23 protein-coding genes and 1 tRNA gene are annotated in these 24,808 nt (G+C 57.6%); 8 read left to right on the top strand and 16 right to left on the bottom strand.

Annotated features, from left to right (window positions below; all coding sequences use genetic code 11):
- Window positions 1–5 precede the first annotated feature (5 nt).
- The 5 genes from ENGE1_RS19565 to ENGE1_RS19545 form a co-directional block, all read right to left on the bottom strand.
- Complete coding sequence (locus tag ENGE1_RS19565) at window positions 6–863, bottom strand: HTD2 family dehydratase (RefSeq protein WP_080964501.1); 858 nt, start codon at window positions 861–863, stop codon at window positions 6–8.
- A gap of 18 nt (window positions 864–881) precedes the next feature.
- A complete protein-coding gene (locus ENGE1_RS19560; protein ID WP_048252823.1) occupies window positions 882–1,823 on the bottom strand; it encodes an electron transfer flavoprotein subunit alpha/FixB family protein in 942 nt (313 codons plus the stop codon).
- A gap of 10 nt (window positions 1,824–1,833) precedes the next feature.
- The gene (locus ENGE1_RS19555; protein WP_048252824.1) at window positions 1,834–2,583 is read right to left on the bottom strand and encodes an electron transfer flavoprotein subunit beta/FixA family protein; all 750 of its coding nucleotides are present in this window, start codon (window positions 2,581–2,583) and stop codon (window positions 1,834–1,836) included.
- 20 nt (window positions 2,584–2,603) lie between these two features.
- The gene (locus ENGE1_RS19550; RefSeq protein ID WP_052097903.1) at window positions 2,604–3,398 is read right to left on the bottom strand and encodes an HpcH/HpaI aldolase/citrate lyase family protein; all 795 of its coding nucleotides are present in this window, start codon (window positions 3,396–3,398) and stop codon (window positions 2,604–2,606) included.
- 304 nt (window positions 3,399–3,702) lie between these two features.
- Window positions 3,703–4,425 carry an NAD(P)H-dependent oxidoreductase gene (locus tag ENGE1_RS19545; protein WP_053075562.1) on the bottom strand — a complete coding sequence of 241 codons (723 nt, stop codon included), beginning with the start codon at window positions 4,423–4,425 and terminating at the stop codon, window positions 3,703–3,705.
- A gap of 84 nt (window positions 4,426–4,509) precedes the next feature.
- Here ENGE1_RS19545 and ENGE1_RS19540 point away from each other — a divergent pair, with 84 nt between their 5' ends.
- Window positions 4,510–4,845, top strand: a complete 336-nt coding sequence (locus tag ENGE1_RS19540; protein ID WP_048252825.1) for an ArsR/SmtB family transcription factor — start codon at window positions 4,510–4,512, stop codon at window positions 4,843–4,845.
- Window positions 4,846–4,955: 110 nt separating this feature from the next.
- Window positions 4,956–6,098: an FUSC family protein gene (locus ENGE1_RS19535; protein WP_053075563.1), complete on the top strand. Its 1,143-nt coding sequence runs from the start codon at window positions 4,956–4,958 to the stop codon at window positions 6,096–6,098.
- Between the two features lie 55 nt (window positions 6,099–6,153).
- Here the strand turns inward: ENGE1_RS19535 and ENGE1_RS19530 are convergent, their stop codons facing one another.
- The 7 genes from ENGE1_RS19530 to ENGE1_RS19500 form a co-directional block, all read right to left on the bottom strand.
- A complete protein-coding gene (locus ENGE1_RS19530; RefSeq protein ID WP_048252826.1) occupies window positions 6,154–7,839 on the bottom strand; it encodes an NAD-dependent malic enzyme in 1,686 nt (561 codons plus the stop codon).
- A gap of 91 nt (window positions 7,840–7,930) precedes the next feature.
- Entirely contained in the window at window positions 7,931–8,878 is a 948-nt protein-coding gene (locus ENGE1_RS19525) for an AEC family transporter (RefSeq protein ID WP_045287899.1), read from the bottom strand.
- Window positions 8,879–9,189: 311 nt separating this feature from the next.
- Window positions 9,190–9,438 (bottom strand): hypothetical protein, encoded by a 249-nt coding sequence (locus ENGE1_RS19520; RefSeq protein WP_048252827.1) that lies wholly within the window; start codon window positions 9,436–9,438, stop codon window positions 9,190–9,192.
- A gap of 111 nt (window positions 9,439–9,549) precedes the next feature.
- The gene (locus ENGE1_RS19515; protein ID WP_048252828.1) at window positions 9,550–11,004 is read right to left on the bottom strand and encodes a DASS family sodium-coupled anion symporter; all 1,455 of its coding nucleotides are present in this window, start codon (window positions 11,002–11,004) and stop codon (window positions 9,550–9,552) included.
- A 408-nt stretch (window positions 11,005–11,412) separates the two neighbouring features.
- Window positions 11,413–12,684, bottom strand: coding sequence for a cation:dicarboxylate symporter family transporter (locus ENGE1_RS19510; protein ID WP_048252829.1), 1,272 nt, complete (start codon window positions 12,682–12,684; stop codon window positions 11,413–11,415).
- A gap of 34 nt (window positions 12,685–12,718) precedes the next feature.
- Window positions 12,719–13,930 (bottom strand): pyridoxal phosphate-dependent aminotransferase, encoded by a 1,212-nt coding sequence (locus tag ENGE1_RS19505; protein WP_048252830.1) that lies wholly within the window; start codon window positions 13,928–13,930, stop codon window positions 12,719–12,721.
- A gap of 1 nt (window position 13,931) precedes the next feature.
- Window positions 13,932–14,594 (bottom strand): RraA family protein, encoded by a 663-nt coding sequence (locus tag ENGE1_RS19500; protein WP_048252831.1) that lies wholly within the window; start codon window positions 14,592–14,594, stop codon window positions 13,932–13,934.
- Window positions 14,595–15,036: 442 nt separating this feature from the next.
- Here ENGE1_RS19500 and ENGE1_RS19495 point away from each other — a divergent pair, with 442 nt between their 5' ends.
- Window positions 15,037–15,939, top strand: a complete 903-nt coding sequence (locus ENGE1_RS19495) for a LysR family transcriptional regulator (RefSeq protein ID WP_048252832.1) — start codon at window positions 15,037–15,039, stop codon at window positions 15,937–15,939.
- 57 nt (window positions 15,940–15,996) lie between these two features.
- On the opposite strand, the gene ENGE1_RS19490 is transcribed toward ENGE1_RS19495, so the two are convergent.
- Both ENGE1_RS19490 and ENGE1_RS19485 read right to left on the bottom strand, forming a co-directional pair.
- Window positions 15,997–17,610, bottom strand: coding sequence for a GMC family oxidoreductase (locus ENGE1_RS19490; protein ID WP_048252833.1), 1,614 nt, complete (start codon window positions 17,608–17,610; stop codon window positions 15,997–15,999).
- A 13-nt stretch (window positions 17,611–17,623) separates the two neighbouring features.
- Entirely contained in the window at window positions 17,624–19,027 is a 1,404-nt protein-coding gene (locus tag ENGE1_RS19485) for a purine-cytosine permease family protein (protein WP_048252966.1), read from the bottom strand.
- 747 nt (window positions 19,028–19,774) lie between these two features.
- Between ENGE1_RS19485 and ENGE1_RS19475 the strand changes: the two genes are divergently transcribed.
- Window positions 19,775–20,032, top strand: coding sequence for an AbrB/MazE/SpoVT family DNA-binding domain-containing protein (locus ENGE1_RS19475; RefSeq protein ID WP_048252967.1), 258 nt, complete (start codon window positions 19,775–19,777; stop codon window positions 20,030–20,032).
- Window positions 20,033–20,365: a type II toxin-antitoxin system PemK/MazF family toxin gene (locus ENGE1_RS19470; protein WP_048252834.1), complete on the top strand. Its 333-nt coding sequence runs from the start codon at window positions 20,033–20,035 to the stop codon at window positions 20,363–20,365.
- A 68-nt stretch (window positions 20,366–20,433) separates the two neighbouring features.
- Here the strand turns inward: ENGE1_RS19470 and ENGE1_RS19465 are convergent.
- Window positions 20,434–20,509 (bottom strand) — tRNA-Asn (locus ENGE1_RS19465).
- A gap of 341 nt (window positions 20,510–20,850) precedes the next feature.
- Here ENGE1_RS19465 and nac point away from each other — a divergent pair.
- The 3 genes from nac to ldtA all read left to right on the top strand — a co-directional run bounded on the left by nac (window position 20,851) and on the right by ldtA (window position 23,849).
- Complete coding sequence (gene nac, locus ENGE1_RS19460; RefSeq protein ID WP_043083109.1) at window positions 20,851–21,768, top strand: nitrogen assimilation transcriptional regulator NAC; 918 nt, start codon at window positions 20,851–20,853, stop codon at window positions 21,766–21,768.
- Window positions 21,769–21,870: 102 nt separating this feature from the next.
- Window positions 21,871–22,821: an HTH-type transcriptional regulator Cbl gene (gene cbl, locus ENGE1_RS19455; RefSeq protein ID WP_043083111.1), complete on the top strand. Its 951-nt coding sequence runs from the start codon at window positions 21,871–21,873 to the stop codon at window positions 22,819–22,821.
- A gap of 92 nt (window positions 22,822–22,913) precedes the next feature.
- On the top strand, window positions 22,914–23,849 hold the full coding sequence (ldtA, locus tag ENGE1_RS19450) for a L,D-transpeptidase (protein WP_045287913.1): 936 nt from the start codon (window positions 22,914–22,916) through the stop codon (window positions 23,847–23,849).
- Here ldtA and ENGE1_RS19445 read toward each other — a convergent pair.
- Window positions 23,846–24,736: a LysR family transcriptional regulator gene (locus ENGE1_RS19445; protein WP_043083115.1), complete on the bottom strand. Its 891-nt coding sequence runs from the start codon at window positions 24,734–24,736 to the stop codon at window positions 23,846–23,848. The genes ldtA and ENGE1_RS19445 overlap by 4 nt on opposite strands.
- Window positions 24,737–24,808 lie beyond the last annotated feature (72 nt).

Below are 24,808 nucleotides of genomic sequence, written 5' to 3'. Positions count from 1 at the left end.
TTTCCTCAGTTAATCTGTACCGTGGCCTTCATCGCCGTCTGGCCGTCGGGGCCGGTGGCCCACAGGGTGGCGGTATCGCCATCAATGCGCCCGTTCAGGCGCACGGGAGCGGGGCTGAACAGCGGCGACAGGGCGCGGAACGCCATGCTGCGGATCTCTGCCGCCGGCGCGTGCTCGCGCAGCAGGTCCATCAGCAGGGTGGCGGTCAGCGGGCCGTGTACCACCAGGCCGGGGTAGTGCTCTTCCCGGGTAACGTAATCAAGGTCGTAGTGAATGCGATGGGTGTTAAAGGTCAGCGCCGAGTAGCGAAAGAGCAGCCGCGGATCGGGGAGGATCTCGCGGCTGAACTGCGCCTCCGGCAGCGGGGCGCTGGCCCGTCTGGTCGCCGGCGCTCCGGTCACCGCCTCGCGATAGACGATGGTGTGGACCTCGGTGAGCAGATCCCGCTCGCCGGCGCGGTAGCGGTGCTCTACCTCGACGAAAACCAGCCGGCCGCTGGCGCCCTCTTTTTCCTCGATGCCCTTCACCTGCGAGGTGCGCTCAACGCTCTCCCCGAGGCGAAGCGGGCTGTGCCAGGTCAGCGTTCCGGCGGCCCACATGCGGCGCGGTAGCGATACCGGCGGTAAGAAGGCCCCTTTCTGCGGATGGCCGTCGGCGGCCAGGGCCGACTGCGGGTCCGCTGGCAGGAAGTAGAGCCAGTGCCACAGCGGCGGCAGCGGCGCGCCGCTGCGCAGATCGTCGCCGCTGCGGTCGAGGGTAGCGGCCAGGCGGCGGGCCGGGCCGGGCACCAGCAGATCGGTCAGGCGCTGCGCTTCGGGCCGCCAGCGGTGAAGATCGGGTGCGTGGATATCGTGTACGTGCATAAAAGGCGCCCTGTGCGGTCAGAGTTTGCGGATAAGTTCGGGAACCGCGTCGAAAACGTCGGCGGCGAGGCCGTAATCGGCCACGGAAAAAATGGGCGCATCGGGATCTTTATTGATAGCCACCACCACCCCGGACTCCTTCATGCCCGCCAGATGCTGGATGGCGCCGGAGATGCCGAGGGCAATATAGAGTTTGGGGGCGACGATTTTGCCGGTCTGGCCCACCTGGTAATCGTTGGGGGCGTAGCCGGCATCCACCGCGGCCCGGCTGGCGCCGACCGCGGCGCCGAGCTTATCCGCCAGCCGGTTGACGATCTCGTCGAACGCCTGGGCGCTGCCCAGCGCGCGGCCGCCGGAGACCACGATGCCGGCGGACTGCAGGTCCGGCCGGTCGCTCTGGGTGACCCGGCGGCTGACGAAGGCGGCGGCGGCGGTGCCTTCAACCGCCTCGCAGTGTTCAATCCGGCACGCTTCGCCGCTGTCGGCGGGCGGGAAGGCGGTGGGGCGCACGGTGATCACTTTGATGGCGTCGTCGCTGCGCACCGTGGCGATAGCGTTCCCGGCGTAGATGGGCCGCTCAAAGGTGCTGGCATCGACCACCCCGGTGATGTCGCTGACCTGGAATACGTCGAGCTTCGCGGCCACGCGCGGCGCGCAGTTCTTGCCGAAGCTGGTGGCGGGGAAGAGTACCGCCTGATACTGCCCCTCGCGCCTGGCGAGGAAATCGAGCACCTGGCGCTGCATATTTTCCGCCAGCGGCTCGGCAAACTGCGGGCCGCAGGCGACGAAAACCTGCGACACGGGCTGCAGGCGGCTGGCGGCCACCGCCGCCTCTTCTACCTCGGCACCCACCAGCAGCAGATGCACCTCGCTGCCGATGGCCGCTGCGGCGCTCACGGTATTGAGGGTGGCGGGAAGCAGCGCGCCGCCGCTCAGTTCGGTAATGACTAAACTGGTCATGACTCTCTCCTTAAATCAGCTGTTCGGCGTTTTTGAGTTTGCTTACCAGGGCGTCGACATCGTCCACCATGACCCCGGCGGCGCGGGCGGCGGGCTCCTCGACGCGCAGGGTCGTCAGCCGCGAGGTCGTCGCGACGCCGAGGCTTTCAAGGCTGCGGCTCTCCAGCGGCTTCTTCTTCGCCTTCATGATGCTGGGCAGGCTGATGTTGCGCGGCGCGTTGAGCCGCAGATCGGCGGTGATCGTCGCCGGCAGCGTCAGCCGCAGGGTTTCCAGCCCGCCGTCCACTTCGCGGGTAACGGTTACGCTGCCGTCGGCAAGGGTGATTTCGCTGGCGTTGGTGGCCTGGGGAAGATCGCGCAGGGCGGCGAGCATCTGGCCCACCTGGTTGCAGTCGTCGTCGATGGCCTGCTTGCCCAGCAGGATCAGGTCAGGGTTTTCTTCGTCGCACAGGGCGGCCAGCGCTTTGGCTACCGTCAGCGGGGCGAGGGCGGCATCGCTCTGCAGGTGGATGGCCCGGTCGGCCCCCATTGCGAGGGCGGTACGCAGCACGTCGGCGACCCCGGCGCCGCCGGCGGAGACGGCGACAATCTCGCCGATAGCCCCTTTCTCCTTCAGGCGCACGGCCTCTTCGACGGCGATTTCGTCAAACGGATTGATGCTCAGCTTAACGTCCGCGGTATCAACCCCGGAGCGGTCCTGCCTGATGCGGATTTTGACTTTGTGGTCAACGACCTGTTTTACACAGACTAAGGCTTTCATTTCTCTCTCCTGCTGCGGGGCTACGAAAAACGGTGGGCGAGGATGCGCTTTGCTTTCTCAAGCACCGGCTTATCGACCATCTTCCCGTTATCGCTGACGGCCCCGTAAGATGACTGACTCAGACTCAGAATGTTGTCGGCCCAGGCTATCTCCTCGTCGGAGTAGCCGAAGACGTTATTGACGCAGGGAACCTGCGCCGGATGGATGCAGAGCTTGCCGCCGAAGCCCATTTCGCGGGAGTGGGTGGCGTCGAGCACGGTGCGGTCGGTATTGCGAAACTCGGTGGTGACGCCATCGATGGGGGGCTGCAGTCCGGCCAGGCGCGAGGTGAGCACAATTTCCGTGCGCACGGCAATCAGCACCCGATCGTTATCCGCCATGCCGGTGTCGAGGCTGAAGTCGAGGGTGCCGAACGCCAGCCGCTTTACCCCCGGTGCCTGGCTGATGGCCTGCAGGTTCCTGAAGCCGCGGGCGCTTTCGATAATCGGATAGACGCTGGCGCAGCGCCCGGCAACGGCGGCAACCTGCTGCGCGCTTTCGGCCTTCGACAAAAACGCCCCGGCGCAGCGGCCGTCGGCAATCACCTGCAGATCGGCCTCAAACCACTCGCTGCCGGCGGCGTTGATGCGGATAAAGGCGCGGTTGCCCGCCTGCAGATAGCGAAGGGCATTCTCCCGGGCGAGGCGCTTATTTTCCGGCGTAACCGCATCCTCAAGGTCAATGATGATGGCGTCCGACCCGCTGCTTTTCGCTTTCTCAAATCGCTCGCTCCGGTCGCCCGGCACGAATAAAAACGATCGCTCAACGTAATCCATGCTGTTCACTCCTGCTTAGGCATGTGCATCTGATGACTAACAGAAGTATGTGAAAAGCGCTTCGCCATGAATTAGGGATTGCCTAACGCCCGCTTAAGCGAACGTGAATTGAGACGCTGGCCGGAAGGGAGGCCGGCAGCGCATTCAGGGCAGCAGTTATGCGGTTATCAAACTGATTAATAATGACTTTTAAAAAACATTGGTGGAGTGAATGACGAGGGGAATGCTATTGATTATTTGTATATATAATGTTTCATAATTGTGATCTGGCGGCGGGCGGGCCGCCGCCTCGCGGCCCTGGCGATTACCCTTTGTACCGCCAGTCGCGGTTGCCGACCGCGGCCAGCAGCGCCTGCGGAGTGGGCAGCTCCCGGCGCTGGTAGGGGGCCTCCAGCAGCTCCCGCACCCGCAGCCTGAGGGCGCTGACCGCCTCACGCCGCGCCTCATCCTCAACGCGCGCCACCGCCCAGGCAACCTGCGGCGGCACCCGCGCGAAGCCGAGGTAGCCAAGAAACAGCTGCTGTACCGGCCAGAGAACCTTCTCTATCGGCCCGTAGTCGCCCGCTTCGGAAAAGCGCGCCGGCGTGCCGCCGGTGGTCACGCTGACGAGGCTCCGGCGGCCTTTAAACAGGCCGGACTCGAAGCGCATACCGTCGGCGTAGGCCACTCCGTAGGTGGCGACGCGATCGAACCAGCCTTTCAGAATGGCGGGTACGCCGCCCCACCAGAGGGGAAACTGCAGGATCAGCAGATCGGCGCGGCGCAGGCGCGCCTGCTCGCGGGCGATCTCCGGAACAAAGTTATCGCTGAGGGCGGCGCTTTTCTGCTCGCTCTGATAGTGAAACTGCGCCGGCTCCTGCAGCTCGATAAAATCCTGCGGACCGCCGCAGGCGTTAAAGCCCTCGGCGTAGAGGTCGGAAACTTCAATTGTGTGCCCGAGGCTGTTAACCTCTTCAATCACCGCATCCAGCAGGGCGCCGTTGAACGAGCGGCGTGAGGGATGGGCGTAAACAACGAGAACGTGCATGGCGGACTCCGTTATTAACCGTTAAATGGTACAATAATCATTGTACCATTTGGCCCCTTTGTCACTGAGAATTTGCCTGAAGCGATGAAACAACGATTTCACCCCGAGATGTCCGCCGTCACCATCGACATGCTGATGCACGCCCTCTCTGAGCCGGTGCGCCTGAATATCCTGCTCATTCTGGATAAACGCGGCCTGACCGCCTGCGCCGACGTATACGCCGCGCTGGGGATCGGCAAAACCAACGCCTCGCACCACTTTCGCATTCTGCGGGAGAACGGGCTGATCCGGGCAACGATGATTGGCCGGGATCTGCACACCCAGATTCGCCATCAGGAGCTGGAGGCAAAGTTTCCGGGGCTGGTGGGGATGGTGCTCGGCGCGTGGCGGGAGGAGCGCGCGCCCGAAGCCGGGGCGTGACTCCGGACGCGGCGGGTTGTCCTGAAATGCGATTTTATCTTCTGACACATCCGGAAAAGCCTAAATTGCGTATAATTTTTATAACATTTATTTAATAACACAGCGTTCACATGCCTGGATTTATCGCAAAACTCCGTTCACTCCCGCAGCTCTTTCACGACATCTTCGACGATTTTCGCACCGGTTTTCGCTCTCCGGCGCGCCTTATCGACTGCGGGGAGTCGGTGCTCGCCGTACTGCTGGCGATTGTTTTTTCCCATCTGCTCCACGTCCAGTACGTGGGCTGGGCGGCCTTCAGCGGCTATATGGTGATGCGCGGCCACGTGCTGGACAGCCTCCAGCGGGGCGGGCTGCGGGTCGCGGGCACCGTTCTCGGCGCGCTGCTCGCCGTGCAGGTCGAAAAGCTGTTTCCCGATATGGTGCTCAGCAGCCTGATACTGGCGGCGATGACCGGCGTGACGCTCTATAACGCGCTGCTGTTTCGCCACAGCTATGCCTGGCTGTTTATGGGGATCACCTTTGCCATGGTGGTGATGGACGGCATTCAGAACGGGGGCAACTTTCAGGCATATGCCCTTTCGCGCATCGAGGAGGTGGCGGTGGGAACCGTCGCCTGTATCCTGATAAGCGCCCTCTCCACCTGGCTTGTGCGGCCGCGATTTGCGCTGCATCTGCGCGCCGCGCCGGGAAAACCGCTGAGTAAAAGTGAAAAGATCTACTGGCACAAGTCGGCGTTCTGGCACGCGGTGCAGGCCGCCATTGCCATGGCGTTTCTGCCCTTCATCTGGCAGCGGTTTGATATTGTCTCGGTGTCGCAAACCTGTATCACGATTATGGCGGTGATGATGGTGCCCCTGAGCGTTTTCAGCGGCCCGAAGCATCCGACCACCACCAAGATCATTCACCGCTTTATCGGCTGCCTGTCCGGCGCGCTTCTCGGCTTTGTCGCCCTGATCGTCAGCCATCAGCACATCTGGCTGCTAACCCTGCTGCTTGCCGCCGGGGTGGTCATCGGGCGCATTATTGAAAACGGCGCCCTGAAGATAAAATACATTGGTACCCAGTTTACGCTCGCGCTGCTGGTTATCCTCGTGCCGGACCACTACGCGGCCATCAGCGTCGATCCCGGCATTGAGCGCCTGCTGGGCATTCTGTTCGGCATCGTGATCCTGGAGCCGGTGCGCCACGTGCCCTGGCTTTATCACAAAATCGCGGCGCTGTTTGATAAACGGTCGGGTGAGAATTCGGCGTAGCGCGCGCCGGGCGGGAAGATGCGGATAGCGCGCGGCCGGCGCCGCGCGCGGTTTTCTACAGCGCCGAGTGGCGGTAGGTGGCATAGTTCGCCTGCCAGTAGGTCTCCTCGATCTGCTGCTGCAGGGCCGCCTCCTCGCACGGAGGGGCGATCCCTTCCGCCACTGCGGCCCGGGCGACGCTCAGGGCAATGTCCAGGGAGATCTCCCGTATCTGCTCAATGGGCGGCAGCAGGCCGCCTTTTTGATTGTTCATCAGCGGGGAGCGCATCGCCAGGCTGCGGCTGGCGGCGGAGAGCATCCCCTCGGTGACCCGCCTGGCGCGTGCGGCGAGCACGCCCAGCCCGAGACCGGGGAAGATGTAGGCATTGTTGCACTGGGCTATCTCAATGGTGGCCTCGTCGAACTGCACCGGCTCGAAGGGGCTGCCGGTGGCAATCAGCGCCGCGCCGCGGGTCCAGATAATCAGATCCTTCGGCAGCGCTTCCACCCGCGAGGTGGGGTTCGACAGCGGCATGACGATCGGCCGCGGGCAGTGGCGGTGCATCTCTTTAATCAGCGCCTCGCTGAACAGGCCCGGCTGGCCAGAAACGCCAATCAGGACCGTGGGGCGCACCTGCTGCACGACGTCCATCAGAGAGGCGGACCCGGCCCCGAGCCCCCATCCGGAGAGGATCTCCCTGCGGGTCGCCAGCCGGCGCTGGAAGTCCAGCAGGTCGGGCGTCTCCTCAGTCAGCAGGCCGTGGCGATCGACCATAAAGATACGATCCCGGGCCTCGCTTTCGCTGAGGCCATCCTCCACCATCAGCGCGATAATTTTCTCGGCGATGCCGCACCCGGCGGAGCCGCCGCCGACGAAGACCACCCGCTGCTCCCGCAGGCGCGATCCGGCGGCATGAACGGCGGCCATCAGGGTCCCGGTGGCGACCGCCGCCGTGCCCTGAATATCATCATTGAAGCAGCAGAGACGGTCGCGGTAGCGCTCCAGCAGCCTGGTGGCGTTGCGCTGGGCGAAATCTTCGAACTGCAGCAGCACGTCCGGCCAGCGCTGCTTCACCGCCTCAATAAACATATCCATAAACGCCAGATACTCATCGTCGCTGATGCGCGGGTGGCGCCAGCCCATATACAGCGGATTGTTGAGGTGCTGCGGGTTATTGGTGCCGACGTCGAGCATAATGGGCAGCGTTGATGCCGGATTGATCCCGCCGCAGGCGGTGTACAGCGACAGCTTGCCGATGGGGATCCCCATGCCGCCGATCCCCTGATCCCCGAGGCCGAGAATCCGCTCTCCGTCGGTCACTACAATGACCCGGATATCGTGGCGGGAGAAGCCTTGCAGCATCTCATCGATGTGATCGCGGTTTGGCCAGGCGATAAACAGCCCGCGCGCCCGGCGATAGATTTCAGAAAAGTGTTCGCAGGCATCCCCGACGGTTGGCGTATAAATAATGGGTAACGTCTCTTTTAAATGCTCGCGCACCAGCCGATAAAACAGCGTCTCGTTGGTGTCCTGAATATTGCGTAAAAAGACGTGGCGTGAAATCTCACGATTAAAATGGCAAAACTGCTGCCAGGCGCGCTGGGTCTGCTCTTCTATGGTTTCAATATTATGTGGCAGCAGCCCGTGTAAATTCAGGCTGTCGCGTTCACGGTCGGTGAAGGCTAAGCCCTTATTTAATAATGGTGTGTCCAGCAGTACCGGACCATTATAGGGAGTATACAGAACCTCTTGGTGTGACATATGTTACTCCAGGATTAACAGCTGTGGATTAACGCAGGCGTTAATTCACCAGGGAAAAAGTCTTTGCCATATGACAGATGAAAATTTACCGCTATGAGATTAAATAGATCATAATGCCCTCCGTCAGCACGCCGATGGCGGTGCCAATTAAAATGGTCGATGACGCGTTTTCGATATAGGTGTCGCTGCGTAAGGCAAACATCCCTGCGGCGATGGCCGTGGGGGTGGCGCCGATAATTACCGCCTGCTGCAGCAGCGTATGGCTGAGGCCAAAGGCCAGCCCCGCGCAGGCCATGATCGCCGGCTGAAGCAGATTTTTAATGCCGATATTGGTGCAGGTCTGGAGGTTAAGTTTCGGGCTTTCGCCGTAAAACAGCAGGCCGAGAGTGAACAGCGAGAGGCCGCCGGCGACCTTGCCGACCATTTCGATCGGCATACTCAGCAGGTGCGGTATCTTTATCCCCAGCAGGCTCAGTACCACGCCGGTTACCGGGATCCAGACGATGGGATTTTGCACCGATTTGACCAGGTTATGCATAATCATCTGCAGCGGGCTTTGGGTGGAAAAGCGCTCTTCGGGCTCTTTTTCTCCCATGCGAATCAGCACGATGGTCAGCGGGATCATTAAAATGCTGGTGACCAGATTGCCTATCAGCACGCCGAGAAAGCCCTCCGGGCCGATCAGCACCGCCAGGACCGGAGCGCCGAAATAGGCCATATCGGGGAAGGCGCAGACCAGGGACTGAATGGCGCTGGTGCGAATATCGTGCTTAAAGACGTAGCGCGAGAGAAGCAGCGTGAACAGCCAGGCGCCCATCAGGCCAATGACCAGGACGGCCATAAAAGAGATATTCTTTATTTTTTCCGGATCGGTATTCAGGGCGCCAATAAAAAGATGAAAGGGCAGCGCGAATTTTATTACCACGCTGGCGAGGATACTACTATCCTCGCGTCGGATATAACCTAATTTTCCGCTTAGCCAGCCGAGCAGCATAACAAATACCAGCGGAAACAGTGATTGCAGGAGTAATGAAGACATACGCGGTCCTGTAGGGTGAGGGGTTATTGGGTTTTATTTATAAATTAATCTAACCGCTAAAGAATACTTCCGGGGGTGATTGCGATCACATTCACTCCTGTTTAATTAGTTTCTAAATAGTGAATTTAGTTTCTTTCCGTCACGTAACTGAAATAATAATTCACCGGCCCGTTAATAACGCCGATAAATAAATGAGGACGTGCGCGATAAAGATAAAAGGCGGCGCAGGGGGATTTTCGCTAACCGCAAGTGGCCCTGCGCCGGGCGGTGAAAAATGGTGTATCGCGACCTGCGGACGGGGGACTTCGCCACTATTTTGTGGAACTGCGTACCAGCGGGCCGGTTGGCGATTTTAGCCACTGCAGATACGTCTCCTCATTGATAAAAATCCCTTTGCCGCGAATGCTGACGACGCCATAAGCATGTCTGAGATAGAAAAGAATGTCCCCCCACTCATGAAATTTAAAGTGTTCGGTGCGGCGAATTTCTTTCGCGGTGGTGCGCTTTTGTTGCGCAATAAAGCGATAGGCTGCTTCGCAGGATTGCTGGAAATTATCCATGATCGTCCTCCTGAATGTGGAGACGTGGTGATAAACCGTCGCATTACCGGGCGAATCGCCGCGCCAGGGCCTGCAATAGCCTGCCCTGAGAGGGCAATTCGCTCGCCGGTGTTAATAGAATCCGATGATTTTCCACCAGACCAGCCCGGCCGTCATGAATACGGCCTGATTGACCAGGCTGACAATAAAGCCGGTCCGCCACCAGACGGCGGTCGGCACGTAGCCCGCGCCAAACAGTATCGGCCCCCGGGCATGGGTATATTGCGTGAGCGAACAGTACAGGCTGCTGGTAAACGCCAGCATAAACGCCATGGGAACCGGGGGGATGCCGAGGTTGACGCCCACACTCAGGAACACGGCGTACAGCGCGGCGATTTGCGCGTTGCCGCTGGCAAAGAAGTAGTGGGTATAAAAATAGGCGGCGTTGAGCAGCAGCAGCACCAGGATCCAGCTGGTACCTGCCATTAAATGGCTGATATTGCCGCCGATCAGATCGCCAAACCAGGTGGTGAACCCCAGCCGCTTAAGCTGATTGGCCATCATCAGCAGGGCGGCGAACCAGATAAGCGTGTCCCAGGCGCCTTTTTCACTTTTGATATCCTCCCAGCGCAGAACGCCGCATAACAGCAGTACGGAAAGTCCGATGAAAGAGGCGGTAGTGGCGTCCACCCCGAGCCGGTCGCCAAAAATCCACAGCACCAGCAGCAGCACCACGGTGAGGGCCATCAGCCACTCGCCGCGGGTCATCGGCCCCATCGCTTTTAGATCGGCGGCGGCCAGCCGCGGCGCATCCGGGGTGCGGCGGATTTCAGGGCGCGTCAGCAGCAGCACCAGAGGCGGAACGATAATCAGCGAAATCAGGCAGGGCACTACCGCCGCCAGGAACCAGCTGCCCCAGGTGATGGCGATGCCCGCGTTGGCCGCCAGCTTAACCGCGAGCAGGTTGCCGGTGTAGGCGGTCATAAACATTGCCGCGGTAACATCGTTGACGTTCCCAATGCAGGTCACTAAAAAGGTGCCGATTTTACTGCGCGAGGCGTCGTCCGGGCTGGAGCCAAAATTACGCGCCAGCGAGTCGGCGATGGGATAGATAACGCCCCCGCAGCGGGCGGTGTTGCTGGGCATTGCCGGCGAGAGCACCAGGTCCGCAAAGGCCAGCCCGTAGGCCAGCCCGAGGGTGCGCTTTCCCAGCAGGCGGATCATATGCAGCGCAATGCGCCGGCCAAGTCCGGTTTTTATGAAACCTCTGGCTATCATAAATGCCACAACGATGAGCCAGATTAATGCGCTGTTGAGATCGCTCAGGGCCGTTTGGATCGCGCCGCTGGCGGTGTTGTCGCCGGCGGCGAAGGTCAGCGCAAACAGGGTAATACTGATAATCCCTATCGCCCCGATGGGCAGCACGTTAGCGACGATAGCAACGATAGTGGCCACAAAAAGGACGGCGGTATGCCAGGCGGGGGCGGTTAAGCCGGAGGGGGGATTCAGATGCCAGAGTAAAACGGCAATCGCCGATATAATTAACAATGGTAACCAATTGAGTCCATATGACGTGCGAAATTTCATTTTCTGTTCCTCACCAGAGATATTCTCTGTGCATAAATATTTCAGTTTGCATTAAGTCAGGAGAAACGGCGTAGCCTATTTTAATTTATTCTCAGGCGGCCGTAATACGTCATTTCACCGAGCGGGCAGGGGGCGGCAGGGGATTAAAATAGCGCGCGGGTAGGGGGTAAAACGTGATCCGGATAACGACTTATAATATTACGAATAAAGGTTCTGAGTTAAGTAACTAAATAAAGTGTTTTGAAATTAACGCTCATTAATCGGGTGACTTTCTGACGATATTAAAGCCTGCGGCAGCTCTCGCCAGCCGTGGATGCTGGCGAGAACTGCCGCAGGCAAAAAATAGGGCGGTGGGCTTAACCGGGGTAAATCCCCCTTTCCTTGCGGGCAAGGGGGAGCCGCTAACGGTTAACCCAACTGCTGCAGAGTCTGCCGGTAGCGAGGCTCACTGAATTTGTTTTCCCACTTGGCAATCACGATCGGCGCGAGGGTGTTGCCCAGCACGTTGAGAGCGGTATTCGGCATATCCATCAGCCGGTAGACGCCGGCAATAAAGGCGATACCCTCTAGCGGGATCCCCGCACTCGACAGCGTCGCCGAAAGGATAACGAACATAAAGCCCGGTACGCCGGCTGCGCCTTTTGAGGTCACCACCATCGTGACGACCAGCATCATTTGATCGGCGAGGGAGAGGTGAATGCCGTAGATCTGCGCGATAAACAGGGTGCCAATACCGAGGAATAAAGACGCACCGTCAAGATTGAACGAGTATCCGGTCGGGATAACAAATCCGGAAACGGTTTTGTCGACGCCGAATCTCTCCGTTTTCTGAATAAGCTGCGGCAGCACGGACGTTGAGCTGGCGCTGGAGAAGGCGAGGATCAGTTCATCTTTAATAAAACGAATCACCGTGAAGATATTGATCCCCACAAGCCTTGCAATCAGACCGAAAACAATAATGACAAAAAGCAGCGCGGTGATGTAGGTGGTGGCGATGAGTTTAACCAGCGGTAAAAGAGAGACGACGCCAAAATCCGTCACGGTAACGGCGATCATGCCGAAAATGCCGATGGGGGAGTAGGCCATGATCATCGCCGTCACTTTAAACATACCGTCGGCGACGGCTGAAAAGAAATTCACCACGCTGGCTTTCTTTTCTGACGCCAGCGACGAGATGCCGATACCGAACATCACCGCAAAGAAGATAACCGGCAGCAGATCCCCTTTCGCCATCGCAGCCACAATATTATCCGGAATAATATTGAGGATGACCTGACCGACGCCGTGGCCGCCGGAGACCGGGGTCGCAACATTGACCTGATGGCGCACCATTGCCGACATATCCGCACCCGCGCCGGGCTGGACAATATTGCCGACCACCAGGCCGATAATAATCGCGGTGGTGGTCACGCACAGAAAATAGACGATAGTTTTAACGCCCATTCTGCCGACGGCTTTACTGTCCGCATGACCCGCAATGCCCACGACCAGGCAGGAGAAAACAACCGGTATGACGATCATTTTCATCAGCTTGATGAAGATGTCCCCCGCCGGTTTGAATACCTGAGAAACGAACCACTGGCTGTGTTCCGGGTAAATATTCAGCAGATAACCGACGACAATACCTGCGACTAAACCGATAACAATCTGCCACACTAAGGATATTTTGGGCCTGTACATAATTGCTCACCTGGCGCTGGTTAAAATGGGGTTATTACTGCAGCTGTTTAAGTGCTGACGTGATTCTCCGGCATCCTTCCTCAATGGCTTCGATTGCGCTGGCGAATGAAATTCGCAGGTAAGGCGACAGACCATAGGCTTTGCCTGTGACGGTGGCCACCCCGGCGTCCCGTAGCAGATACTCCACTACGTCATCATCGGAATGCAAAACGCGGCCGTTCGGCTGCGTTTTACCGATCAGGCCGCTGACGTTGATAAACAGATAAAAGGCGCCGGCGGGGGCGGTAAATCGGATGCCCGGTACATCGCTGAGCAGTTCAACAATTTTCTGCCGGCGGGCGGCATAGATACTGAGCATCTCCTTGACCGGGCGCTGATCGCCGGCGAACGCGGCCGCCGCTGCGGCCTGGCTGACGGAGCTGGGGCAGGTGGTGGTCTGCGAGATAAGCTTGGTTATTGCGTCAACCAGCCACCGGGGGCCGGCGGCAAAGCCCAGGCGCCATCCCGTCATGGCATAGCCTTTTGACGCGCCGTTGATGATAAGGATCCTGTCCTTAAGATCGGGCGCAACCGCCGCAAGGGAGGTGTGCTCATACTGGTCATAGACGAAATGCTCGTAAATCTCATCCAGCATGATCAGTACCCCGGGATGCTGGCGAAGAACGGCGGCCAGCGCCGCAAGTTCCGCCGCGGTGTAGACGGCGCCGGTGGGATTGTTGGGATAGTTCAGGACCACCCAGCGCGTTCTGGCGGTAATGCTGTTTGCCAGCTGCGCCGGCGTCAGTTTAAAACCGTTAGCTTCATCGCCTTCGACCACAACCGGGCGGGCTTCATTCAGTATCGCCAGGTCCGGATATGAGACCCAGTAAGGGGCGTGAATGATAACTTCATCATCTTTATTCAGCGTGGCGGCAAAGGCATGGAAAATAATGTGCTTGCCGCCGCTTCCGCAGACAATTTCGTTCGGGGCATAGGTCAGGCCGTTATCCCGCGCCAATTTTTCACAGACCGCTTTACGCAGCGCGACCGTGCCGGCGGCGGGAGTGTAGTGCGTTTCGCCGTTTTTTAACGCCGCGATGGCCGCCTGAATAATGTGTTCCGGGGTATCGAAGTCCGGCTCGCCGATGGTGAAGTTGACGATATCCTTACCCTCAGCGCGTAACGTTGTGACCAGCTCATTGGCGGCGATGCTCGGAGAGGGCTTAATGGTTTTCAGCCGCTCGGAAATAAAGGTCAAATTCGGCATCTTACAGATATCCTTTTTCACGAAGCAGGGCGGTGTACCAGGTTTGATCCTCGGCGCCGGAGGCGATCATCTCTTTAATCGCATTCTCTTTTTCCGCGTTCCTGGCCGCCAGCGTCAGCAGCTCGTCTTTATATTCATAGGGGAAGCTGACAAGCCCGTCTTCGTCACCAATAATAATATCGCCAGGATTAATAACCTGACCGCCAATGCTCACCGGGACGTTAATTTCGCCGGGGCCGGTTTTAAACGGTCCTTTATGGATAACGCATTTGGCATACAGCGGCGTATCGGCAAAACTTGCCACATCGCGTATTGCGCCATTGACCACGAACCCGACGCAGCCCCGGCGAACGCAATCCAGTTTAATAAGTTCACCGATAATCGCGTTATTCGTGTCGCCCTGAGCATCAATGACCAGCACATGCCCTTTTTCAAGCATCGTCATCGCTTTATAAACAAGTAAATTATCGCCGCCGCGAACTTTTACCGTCAGCGCCGTACCGATAAGCTTGCCGGTTTTATTAAACCGCTGCAGCCCGCTGATGCCAATATTTCTGGACATGTTGTCGCTGAGGTGGGGAGTAACAACATCGTAAAAAGAGAGACGTTCATCCTGGGTCAGTGGTTTAATTGACGGATTTATAAAACTGCCTGGCAAAGTCATAGTTAGCCTCGTTGGGAATTCACGGATGTACCTGATAATGGGCTGCCAAAGGATACTATCCGGGCGGAACTGTTTTTTTTAGCGATATTTAGAGATAAAAAATCATGACTTTTTTTCATGAAAAAATGGGGTTGATTAAAGGGCGTAAAAAACGTTTTTTCTTATTATGCTATTGATTTGTATGTTTTATTTTTTAGTCATCGTTAACGATAACCTTTGCTTATCATCACCGTCGAAGGTGGCGCTTATAATGAATAAATATCATCATTTAATTCGTCATGCTGGTTGCCATCTGGCGGGTAGCATATATCGCCGTTATTTTTATTAAAGGCGGAGGGTTGTAGCGTTGCCGTCCGGAACGGCGGGGAGCTCAAGTCGCAAGGTTGTATCACTCAGCAAAAGATGCTTATATCGGCGGAATGATGTCTGACGGGGTTAACGTGTGATTACTTTTAAACAGATGGATGCGCTGATCTGGATTGTTAATCTGGGCAGCTTCGAGGCCGCGGCAGAGAAATTGAATATGACGCAGTCGGCAATTTCCAAGCGTATCCGCGAGCTTGAGGAATCATTTGATATTGACGTTTTTGATCGCAAGAGCAGAAACGCAAGGTTAACGGAGAAGGGCCGGGAGCTCCTGATGTACTGTCAGGAAATTGTCGAACGCCGGAATCAGATGCTGGAAAGGGTCAGCGATAAAAAGGTGTTAATCAGCCAGCTCAGAATAGGCGTTACCGAGCTGACGGCGATGACCTGGTTACCTGTTTTGATTGAGAAAATAAGAGATGTATATCCTAAAATTCAAATTATACCGACGATTGATGACTCCCCGGTGCTTTACGATCAGGTGATTAATGACAAGCTGGATATTATTATCGCGCCTGATATGTACGATGACGTTCGCCTTAACTCCTGCCTTCTGCATAGCGTTGAAAATGTATGGATGTGCTCGACCTCGCTGATCGCGGCGAATGAAAAAATCACTCTTGAAGAGGCCGGTAAATACTCTTTCTTTGTCCAGGGGCCGAAATCAGGAACCGGGCTGATTTTTGAACGGTATTTTACGATGCGGGAGATCAGAGTGAATAAAAATATTGTGTGTAATAACCTCAATGCCCAGATTGGCCTGACGGTGGCGGGGATGGGGATTACCTATCTGCCGCGAAATCCGCTTAAGCCACTATTAGAGGCCGGGGTGTTGCGCGAGCTGGCGTTTAAGCCCCGGCTGCCTCTGATACGTTACAGCGCCATTTATCGCACTGACCGGGAAAAGGGCATTATTCCGCACATGGCGGAAATAGCAAAATCCTGCTGCTGTTTCGATAAGTTCCTACTGGCGGTGTAGGGCGCGCTGGGCGATTCATGAGAGAGTCGCCGCAGGCCCGCCGTTACTGCCCGTATTTCACGCTGCGCTGCCCTGATTTAAGATCATCGCGGCCGCGCGTTCACCGATCATGATCGCCGGGGCATTGGTATTCCCGCTGACCAGAGAAGGCATAATCGAGGCATCCGCAACGCGCAGCCGGTTAACACCGTAGACTTTCAGCGTCTGCGGATCGACAACGCTCATCGCATCGGTCCCCATTTTGCAGGTTCCCACCGGGTGAAACACCGTCGCGCAGTGCGCCTGCACATAGCGGTGTAACTCTTCATCCGTCTGCACCTCAGCCCCTGGCAGCATCTCTTTTCCGCGGTAGGGCGCGAACTCCGGCTGGGCCAGGATGCGTCTGGCAAGCTTAATGCCCTCCACCAGGACATCGGCATCCCCGCCGTCAGACAGAAAATTAAAGTCCACGACCGCCTCTTTCTGCCGGTTCAGGGTGAGTGAACCGACGGATTTTGGCCGCAGTACGCAGGTGTGGATGGCATACCCGTGGCCCCACTCAAACAGGCGTCCGCGGTGGCTTCGATAGCCCGGTACAAAGTGGAACTGAACGTCAGGAACGTCCGGGCTTAGCGCCGTTGACGCGAACCCGCCGGCTTCGACATAGTTAGTGGTCAGCCAGCCTTTTCTGATAAAGAAATACTTAAGCGGTGATAAAAGGATCGCCTTCCACGCTTTAAGGGAAAAGCCGAGCGTCAGCGGGCTGGGCGATCTGACGGTTACCAGGCCATCGAGATGATCCTGAAGATTCCTGCCAACGCCGGGAAGATTAACCCGCGTCTCGATACCCGCGCGGCGCAGCGCATCTTCGGGTCCAATACCTGATTTCATCAGAATAAGCGGTGAGTTAATGGCGCCGGCTGCAAGAATGACCTCCCTGCTGGCCTTTAACTCAATGACCTCGCCGCCGGCGTTTTTTTTGATTCTGACGCCGGTGACGCTATTACCCTCGAGAAGCAACTCGTCCACTTCGCTGTCGGTGATGACGGTAAGGTTGCTGCGCTGGCGGTGCGGATGGAGAAACGCCCGGTAGCTTGACTGGCGCATTCCGTCCTTTTGCGTGACGTTATAAATGCCGACGCCGGTCATTCGCTCACCGTTGAAATCACCGTTTTCAGGCAGCCCGGAACGCTTTCCGGCGTTGATAAATACCTGTGATAGCGGGTTAGGATCCCGGGGTCTGTCCACGAAGAGTTCTCCGCTAACGCCGTGAAACTCGGCCGATTGCGCTAACTGGTTGTTCTCAGAAAAGCGAAACCAGGGCAGGACCGCTTTCCATCCCCATCCTCTGCAACCCGATGCCTCCCAGCGATCGTAATCCGCAGGCAGGCCGCGAATATAAATCATGCTGTTCATGGATGAAGACCCGCCCAGGGCTTTACCCCGGGGGATATGGATCTGGCGTCCCTTCAGGCGCTGCTGGGGAGCAGAGTGGAAGTTCCAGCTGTATTTTTTACTTTTATACAGCGTAATTGTTCCTGCGGGCGTTTGTATGCGTGGGCTCTTATCATGGCTTCCCGCTTCCACTAAGCAAACGTTGACATTATTGTGTTTTGATAAGCGGGCGGCCAGCACGCAGCCTGCCGAGCCTCCGCCAATCACAATATAATCGTAATCCGTGCGTTGATTCATCGTCTTTCCACTTTTATTCAGACACTAAAGGTTGAGCGACAGCGACATTTTTCCCTAAGAAATAATAAACAGGCGAAACGACAGCCAGGCCGACTATCCAGGAAATATCCGCCCCCTCGAGCATTCTGGCGATCGGGCCAGTATAAATAGCCGTAGACATAAAGGGAATTTCTACAATAATACCGAGGACATAACAAAATATCGCCAGCCAGTTAACGTATCCGTAGATGCCGCCATCTTTGCGAAAGAAAGAGGCAATATCATAGCTGCCGTGGGCAAGAAGATAATAGTCCACTAAATTAATGGCTGTCCACGGCACCAGTACATAAAGCAGAATTAAAATGAAGTTAGTGTAATTGACCAGGAAGTTTTCCTGACCATAAATTGCAATGGCGATTTCAATCATTATAGTGATTATTGCGACGATAATACGGTCTCTGGAGAGAGGGGACCATTTAGGGAAGAATGTTTGCCCTACGGTTAACGTGCAAAGTACGCCACAATATAAATTCATCGCATTCGTTGCCGCCATACCAATGGAAAAGACGACGATGAAAAGCAACGATAAACCGCTCGTCATACTGACGAGGTTGGTAATCAGGTCGCCGTCGACAACCGCAACAGAAACGACGATACCCAGCATCATCGGAAAAAACGATCCAATAACGCAGCCGGCATAGCTGTTCCAGAATACGCGGCTCTCGCTGATGTCATGAGGCATATATCTTGAGTAATCCGAAACATAAGGTGCGTACGCGAGCTGCCAGAGCGCGGCGACTGAGACGGCGCCAAGAAATCCGCTAAAATTAAACCCGTTGCGCTGCAGAAAATCAGCGGGTAAACCGTGAACAAACACGACCCAGATAAACACCGCCAGTAAAATGAGGCCGGAGGCCCAGGACATGATTTTGGTATAAGTGTGAATCAGGTTATAGCCAAACGCACAGGCGACCAGGCTGAGCAGCGCCGATACAATAATTCCGGCATCAGTAGATATCGGCTGAAAGATAATATGCAGGGACTGTCCCGCCAGCACCAGGTTTGATGCCAAAAAACCGATATACATTATTACTACCAGCGCCACGATTAATATGGAGCCGTAGGAGCCAAACTGGCCGCGGGTTTGCACCATCTGCGGTACGCCAAGTTGCGGTCCCTGGGCGGAGTGCAGCGCCATAAAAACACCGCCGGCCAGGTTACCGAGCAAAATAGCGCAAGAAGCCCACCAAAATGAGAGATGGAAAATAGTGACCGAAAGCGCCCCGGTTATGACGGTCAGTAACATGATGTTCGAGCCAAACCAGATAGTGAATAAATCCTTTGGCTTACCATGCCGCTCACTGTTGGCAATCGGCTGAATGGTGCTTAGCTCAACAGCGGTGACTGAAGCGCTATTATGCTGATCGTTCTTTCTCATGTTTTCTCTCACCTGAAGAGTCTGCGAAAAGCTATTATTGGGCGACATTAACCGTACCGGGCAAACATGATGTTGCAGGGATGTTGTAGTTTCGCCTAATGTTGCATAAATGATCACCAGTGAGAAACGACTAAAATTATACAAACGAACGATAAAAAATATCTGCACATAAACGGGGCTGCCGGGCCCGAAAATAGTGCAGAATATTCATTGATTACCTTTCTGATATTTAACGATTAACGCCACGCCGTGGGTAATAGGCGCTTTTATTGGATGGTTATTATTGCGGCAGCGGTGCACGTGCGGCGCGCCGGAGAGGGCTATTTATCCCTTCCCGGCGGCGGGCGCAGCGCTGTGAAGCGGCGCAGGCGGATCCCGGGTGAGGTGTGCGGACGCTGACATTGACCCTATACAAGCCCCGATCCGGAAGTTGCCTCGCATTTTGTTTATCCGATCTGCCTTAATCCTTTGAACCGCAAAAACTGTTTTCTATTATCAGCCTTCATTGGTTATGCACGTCGTTCCCACTTGCACAAAATGCTTAATGCGTTGCGAGACACGACTGACGTACCTGGATTATGTCTGTTTTACAGCAACGCCGCCTTCGAAAACGACTGGACCTGTCCTTCGATGATAACGGCTTTATTCACGCTTTAATACGCAAAGGAAATCATCATGAATCTGATGAATAATTGCGCACCTTCTGCCATGGATGTTATATTAAAATATAATATTAGGAGGTGCGCGATGTATACAACTCGCCTGAAAAAGGTTGGCGGATCCATCATGCTGGCGGTTCCTCCCGCCGTGCTGAAAACGCTGGCGCTGACGACGGACAGCGAAGTCGGCATGACCATTAATAATGGTTGCCTGATAATCGAACCGCAGAAACGGCCTCATTATTCGCTTGAGGAGCTGCTGGCGCAGTGCGATCCGCATGCTGAAATGAGCGAAGAGGACCGGGAATGGATTGATGCGCCTGCGGTGGGCAAGGAGATCCTGTAAATGGACAGAGGGGAAATCTGGCTTGTTTCACTGGATCCGATTGCTGGCCACGAGCAAAGTGGAAAACGTCCGGTACTCATCGTATCGAAGGCATCGTTTAACAAGCTGACCCGGCTACCGGTAGTGGTTCCCGTCACCAGCGGCGGAAACTTTGCACGTACGGCAGGTTTCACTGTTTCACTGGAAGAAGCGGGGACCAAAACAATGGGCGTTATTCGCTGCGACCAGCCCAGAACTATCGATATCGCGGCCCGGAACGGCAAGCGTCTGGAACGCATACCGGACGCCGTTGTTAATGAGGTACTTGCCAGGCTGGATGCGATTCTGAGTTAATCATCAGCAGCGTAGAGTAGAAATGCAAAAAGCCCGCCTCAGTTCCCTGAGGCGGGCTTTTTTAAATCTGGCTCCTCTGACTGGACTCGAACCAGTGACATACGGATTAACAGTCCGCCGTTCTACCGACTGAACTACAGAGGAATCGCTTGAACGGGGCGCATAGTAACGGCGCGCCCTGCCGCTGTCAAAGCCTCAATGCGTTCTCTGCGTTCAACTGCTGACTATTTCAGCAAAAGGCGCGCATTCGCGCATAAACGCGCCAGATTGCACCGCATTAGTGCGCGCGCTCCTCGTGGTGGGGCAATAACGTAAAGCTGTGTCAGATTAACGGCGCGGCGGAAATTATTAGAATTCCTTATTTCATGCCGCTTTAAGCCGCGCTTTAGCACATACCTCAAAAGTGGCAAGCATATTGCAATTATTCCGCTAACTCGCTTATTCACTTACCGGCCGTGGCCGTGGCATCAGGAAATGGAGGCAACATGAACTTAAGACGACTGAAATACTTTGTAAAAATCGTCGATATCGGCAGCCTGACTCAGGCTGCCGAAGTACTGCATATTGCTCAGCCAGCGTTGAGCCAGCAGGTAGCGACCCTCGAAGGGGAGATGGACCAGCAGCTGCTGATCCGCACCAAGCGGGGCGTAACGCCGACCGAAGCAGGCAAAATTCTCTATACCCACGCCCGCACCATCCTTCGCCAGTGCGAGCAGGCCCAGCTGGCGGTGAACAGCATCGGCCAGGTGCTGAGCGGACAGGTCTCTATTGGCCTCGCTCCGGGTACCGCCGCGTCGTCCGTGACCATGCCGCTGCTGCAGGCGGTGCGCAACGAACTGCCGGAAGTGGTGGTTTACCTGCACGAGAGCAGCGGCTCCCAGCTGAACGATAAGCTGCTGGGCGGCGAACTGGATATGGCGGTGCTCTACGATCGCTCGCCGGTGGCCGGCATTGCCAGCCAGCAGCTGCTGAAAGAAGATCTCTGGCTGGTGGGCACCCGCGACTGCCCCGGCCAGAGCGTTGACCTGGCGGCGATTGCCGAAATGAATCTGTTTCTGCCCCGCGACTACAGCGCCGTGCGCGCCCGGGTTGATGAGGCCTTCTCCCTGCGCCGCCTGACCGCCAAAATCATCGGCGAAATTGAATCTATCTCTACCCTGACGGCGGCCATCGCCAGCGGCATGGGCGTCACCGTGCTGCCGGAGTCCGCCGCGCGCTCCCTGTGCAGCGCCTCTAACGGCTGGATGGCGCGGATCACCACGCCGTCCATGAGCCTGCCGCTGTCGCTCAATATCTCCGCCCGCCGCCAGCTCACGCCGCAGGCCCACGCGGTAAAAGAGATCCTGATGTCGCTGGTGAGCCGTCCGTCGCTGGAGAATCGCGAGCTGCAGCTGGTAAGCTGAGCGTTATTCCACTATGGAATAAGCTGCTGGTTTTTATTATTTGTTTGCCAGAGCCGCAGAACTTAACAATAGCGTTATGTCTGATGGTCTCTGGAGGGAAAGGTGAATTTCCAGCAGCTTAAAATTATTCGCGAGGCGGCGCGGCAGGATTACAACCTGACCGAAGTCGCTAATATGCTGTACACCTCGCAGTCGGGCGTAAGCCGCCATATCCGCGAGCTGGAGGAGGAGCTCGGGATCGAGATCTTCATCCGCCGCGGCAAGCGCCTGCTCGGCATGACCGAGCCCGGCAAGGCGCTGCTGGTGATTGCCGAGCGCATCCTCAACGAAGCGGGCAACGTGCGCCGCCTCGCCGATCTGTTTACCAACGACGCCAGCGGCGTCCTTACCATCGCCACCACCCACACCCAGGCGCGCTACAGCCTGCCGCCGGTGATCAAGGCCTTCCGCGAGCTGTTCAGGGACGTGCGCCTGGAGCTTATCCAGGGGACGCCGCAGGAGATAGAGGCGCTGCTCCACAACGGCGGCGCCGATATCGGTATCGCCAGCGAGCGGCTGAGCAACGATCCGACCCTGGCGGCGTTCCCCTGGTTCCGCTGGCACCACAGCCTGCTGGTGCCGGAGGGGCATCCGCTGACCCGCGCCGCGCCGCTGACGCTGGAGGCCATCGCCAAATGGCCGCTCATTACCTACCGCCAGGGCATTACCGGCCGCTCGCGCATCGACGAGGCCTTCAGCCGCAAGGGGCTGGAGCCGGATGTGGTGCTGAGCGCCCAGGACTCCGATGTGATTAAAACCTACGTCGAGCTGGGGCTGGGCATTGGCCTGGTGGCCGAGCAGTCGGGAGATGCCCAGGAAGCGGGCAGGCTGACCCGGCTCGACACCCACCATCTGTTTGACGCCAGCACCGTCTGGCTGGGCCTCAAGCGCGGCCAGCTGCAGCGCAACTACGTCTGGCGCTTTATCGAGCTGTGCAACGCCGGGCTGTCGGTGGAGGAGATCAAGCGCCAGGTGATGGAGCCGGAAGAGGTGGCTATCGACTTTCAGATCTGAATTCCACCCCAAAGCGCGCGGGATTATTCGCCTTCTTTTCTGTCGAACCGCTATAGTTAATCCACCATGGTTGCGACAAAGGAAGGAAAGTGATGCGTCATGTCAAGCTGTTCTGTTCACTTTTTGCTGCGCTGGTAAGCGTTAACGCGCACGCCGTCAGCTACCCGCTGCCGCCGGAAGGGAGTCGCCTGGTCGGCAGCGTACAGCACATTACCGTGCCCGTTGATAATAAAAAACCCCTCGAGGAGTTTGCCGCGCAGTACGGGCAGGGTCTCAGCAATATGCTGGAGGCCAACCCGGGCGTTGACGTCTATCTGCCCCGCGGCGGCTCCACCCTGACCATTCCCCAGCAGCTGATCCTCCCCGACACCCCCCGGCAGGGCGTGGTAGTCAACGTGGCGGAGATGCGCCTCTACTACTATCCGCCGGGCGGTGCGACCGTTGAGGTGCTGCCTATCGGCATCGGCCAGGCGGGACGAGAAACCCCGCGCAACTGGGTGACCAGCGTCCAGCGCAAGCAGGACGGCCCCACCTGGACGCCGACCGCCAACACCCGCCGCGAATACGCTAAAGAGGGCAAAACCCTGCCGGCGTTCGTGCCCGCCGGGCCGGATAATCCGATGGGGCTGTACGCCATCTACATCGGGCGGCTGTACGCCATCCACGGCACCAACGCCAACTTCGGCATTGGCCTGCGGGTGAGCCAGGGCTGCATTCGCCTGCGCGATGCCGATATCAAGTACCTGTTCGACAATGTGCCGGTCGGCACAAGGGTGCAGATTATCGACCAGCCGGTGAAGTACACCGCCGAGCCGGACGGTTCGCGCTGGCTGGAGGTGCACGAGCCGCTGTCGCGCAACCGGGCGGAGTTTGAGTCGGACCGCAAGGTGCCGCTGCCGATGACCGCCGCGCTGCGCACCTTTACCGACGGCGACAGCCGGGCGGCGGCAGAAATGCAGCGCCGCTCCGGAATGCCGGTGCAGCTCAGCGGCGGCAGCGGAATGCTTACCGCCAGCAACGCCGATTAGCCGCCGGCGGCGTAGAACGCCTTCGCGTCGGCAAAGCAGCGCAGCGCGAGGGACGAGACCGGCGCCTGCTTGCGAATAATCAGCCCGGTTTCGGCGCTCATCTCCGCGCCCTCGATGGGGACGATGGCGAAATGGTCATTCAGCGCCTCCAGGCCGTTGTTGAGCGGCATCACCGCGCAGCAGATGCCGTTCTGCACCGCCTGGAGGATCTGGAACGCCGAGTCGCTCTCCAGCACCCGGTTCGGCGAAACGCCGGCGGCCTTAAAGCGCACGTCCATCGACTCCCGGTAGTGCATCCCTTTACTGAGAAAGCCCAGCGGATAGTCCGCCAGCGCCGCCCAGCTCAGCGCGTCGCGCCCGAGGGTGAAGTGGCGGGTATCGTGCAGCAGGCCCATGCGGGTGCGGGGCAGGGGAATGGCGTCAAAAACGTCGCTGTCGAGAGTGTTGAGATAGCCGATGCCGAGATCGAGCCGGTTGCTGCTGATGCCGTCGAGGATCTGTTCCGAGGACAGCGCGAAGAGGCTGTACTTGAGTTCAGGGTAGTGGCCGGAGAGGTGCTGAATCAGCCGCGTCGGATCGACGCTCGCCAGCGGCACCATCCCCAGGCGCAGCTCGCCCACCACCTGGCCCCGGCACAGCGCCGCCTCCGCCTGCAGGCCGCTGTGGGCCGCCATCAGCGAGTGGGCCCAGGCGAGAATGCGCTCCCCTTCCGGGGTGAAGCCCTCAAAGCGCTGGCCGCGGGCGATCAGCACCAGGCCAAGCTCCTCCTCCAGGCTGCGGATGCGCATCGACAGCGTCGGCTGGGTGATGTTGCACTGCGCCGCGGCCCGGCCAAAGTGGCGGGTCTGGTCGAGGGCGATTAAATACTTAAGCTGCTTGATATCCATGGTGATCCCGGTAACGGGCCGTCGAAAGAGGGCAATAATGCGCGCGGGGGCGCATTATTGCACGGATGTAGC

The organism is Pluralibacter gergoviae ATCC 33028 = NBRC 105706 (genome assembly GCF_001598855.1).
GTDB lineage: Bacteria > Pseudomonadota > Gammaproteobacteria > Enterobacterales > Enterobacteriaceae > Pluralibacter > Pluralibacter gergoviae.
Note: the sequence above shows the minus strand (reverse complement) of the source record. Positions and strands in the feature narration are given on the sequence as shown.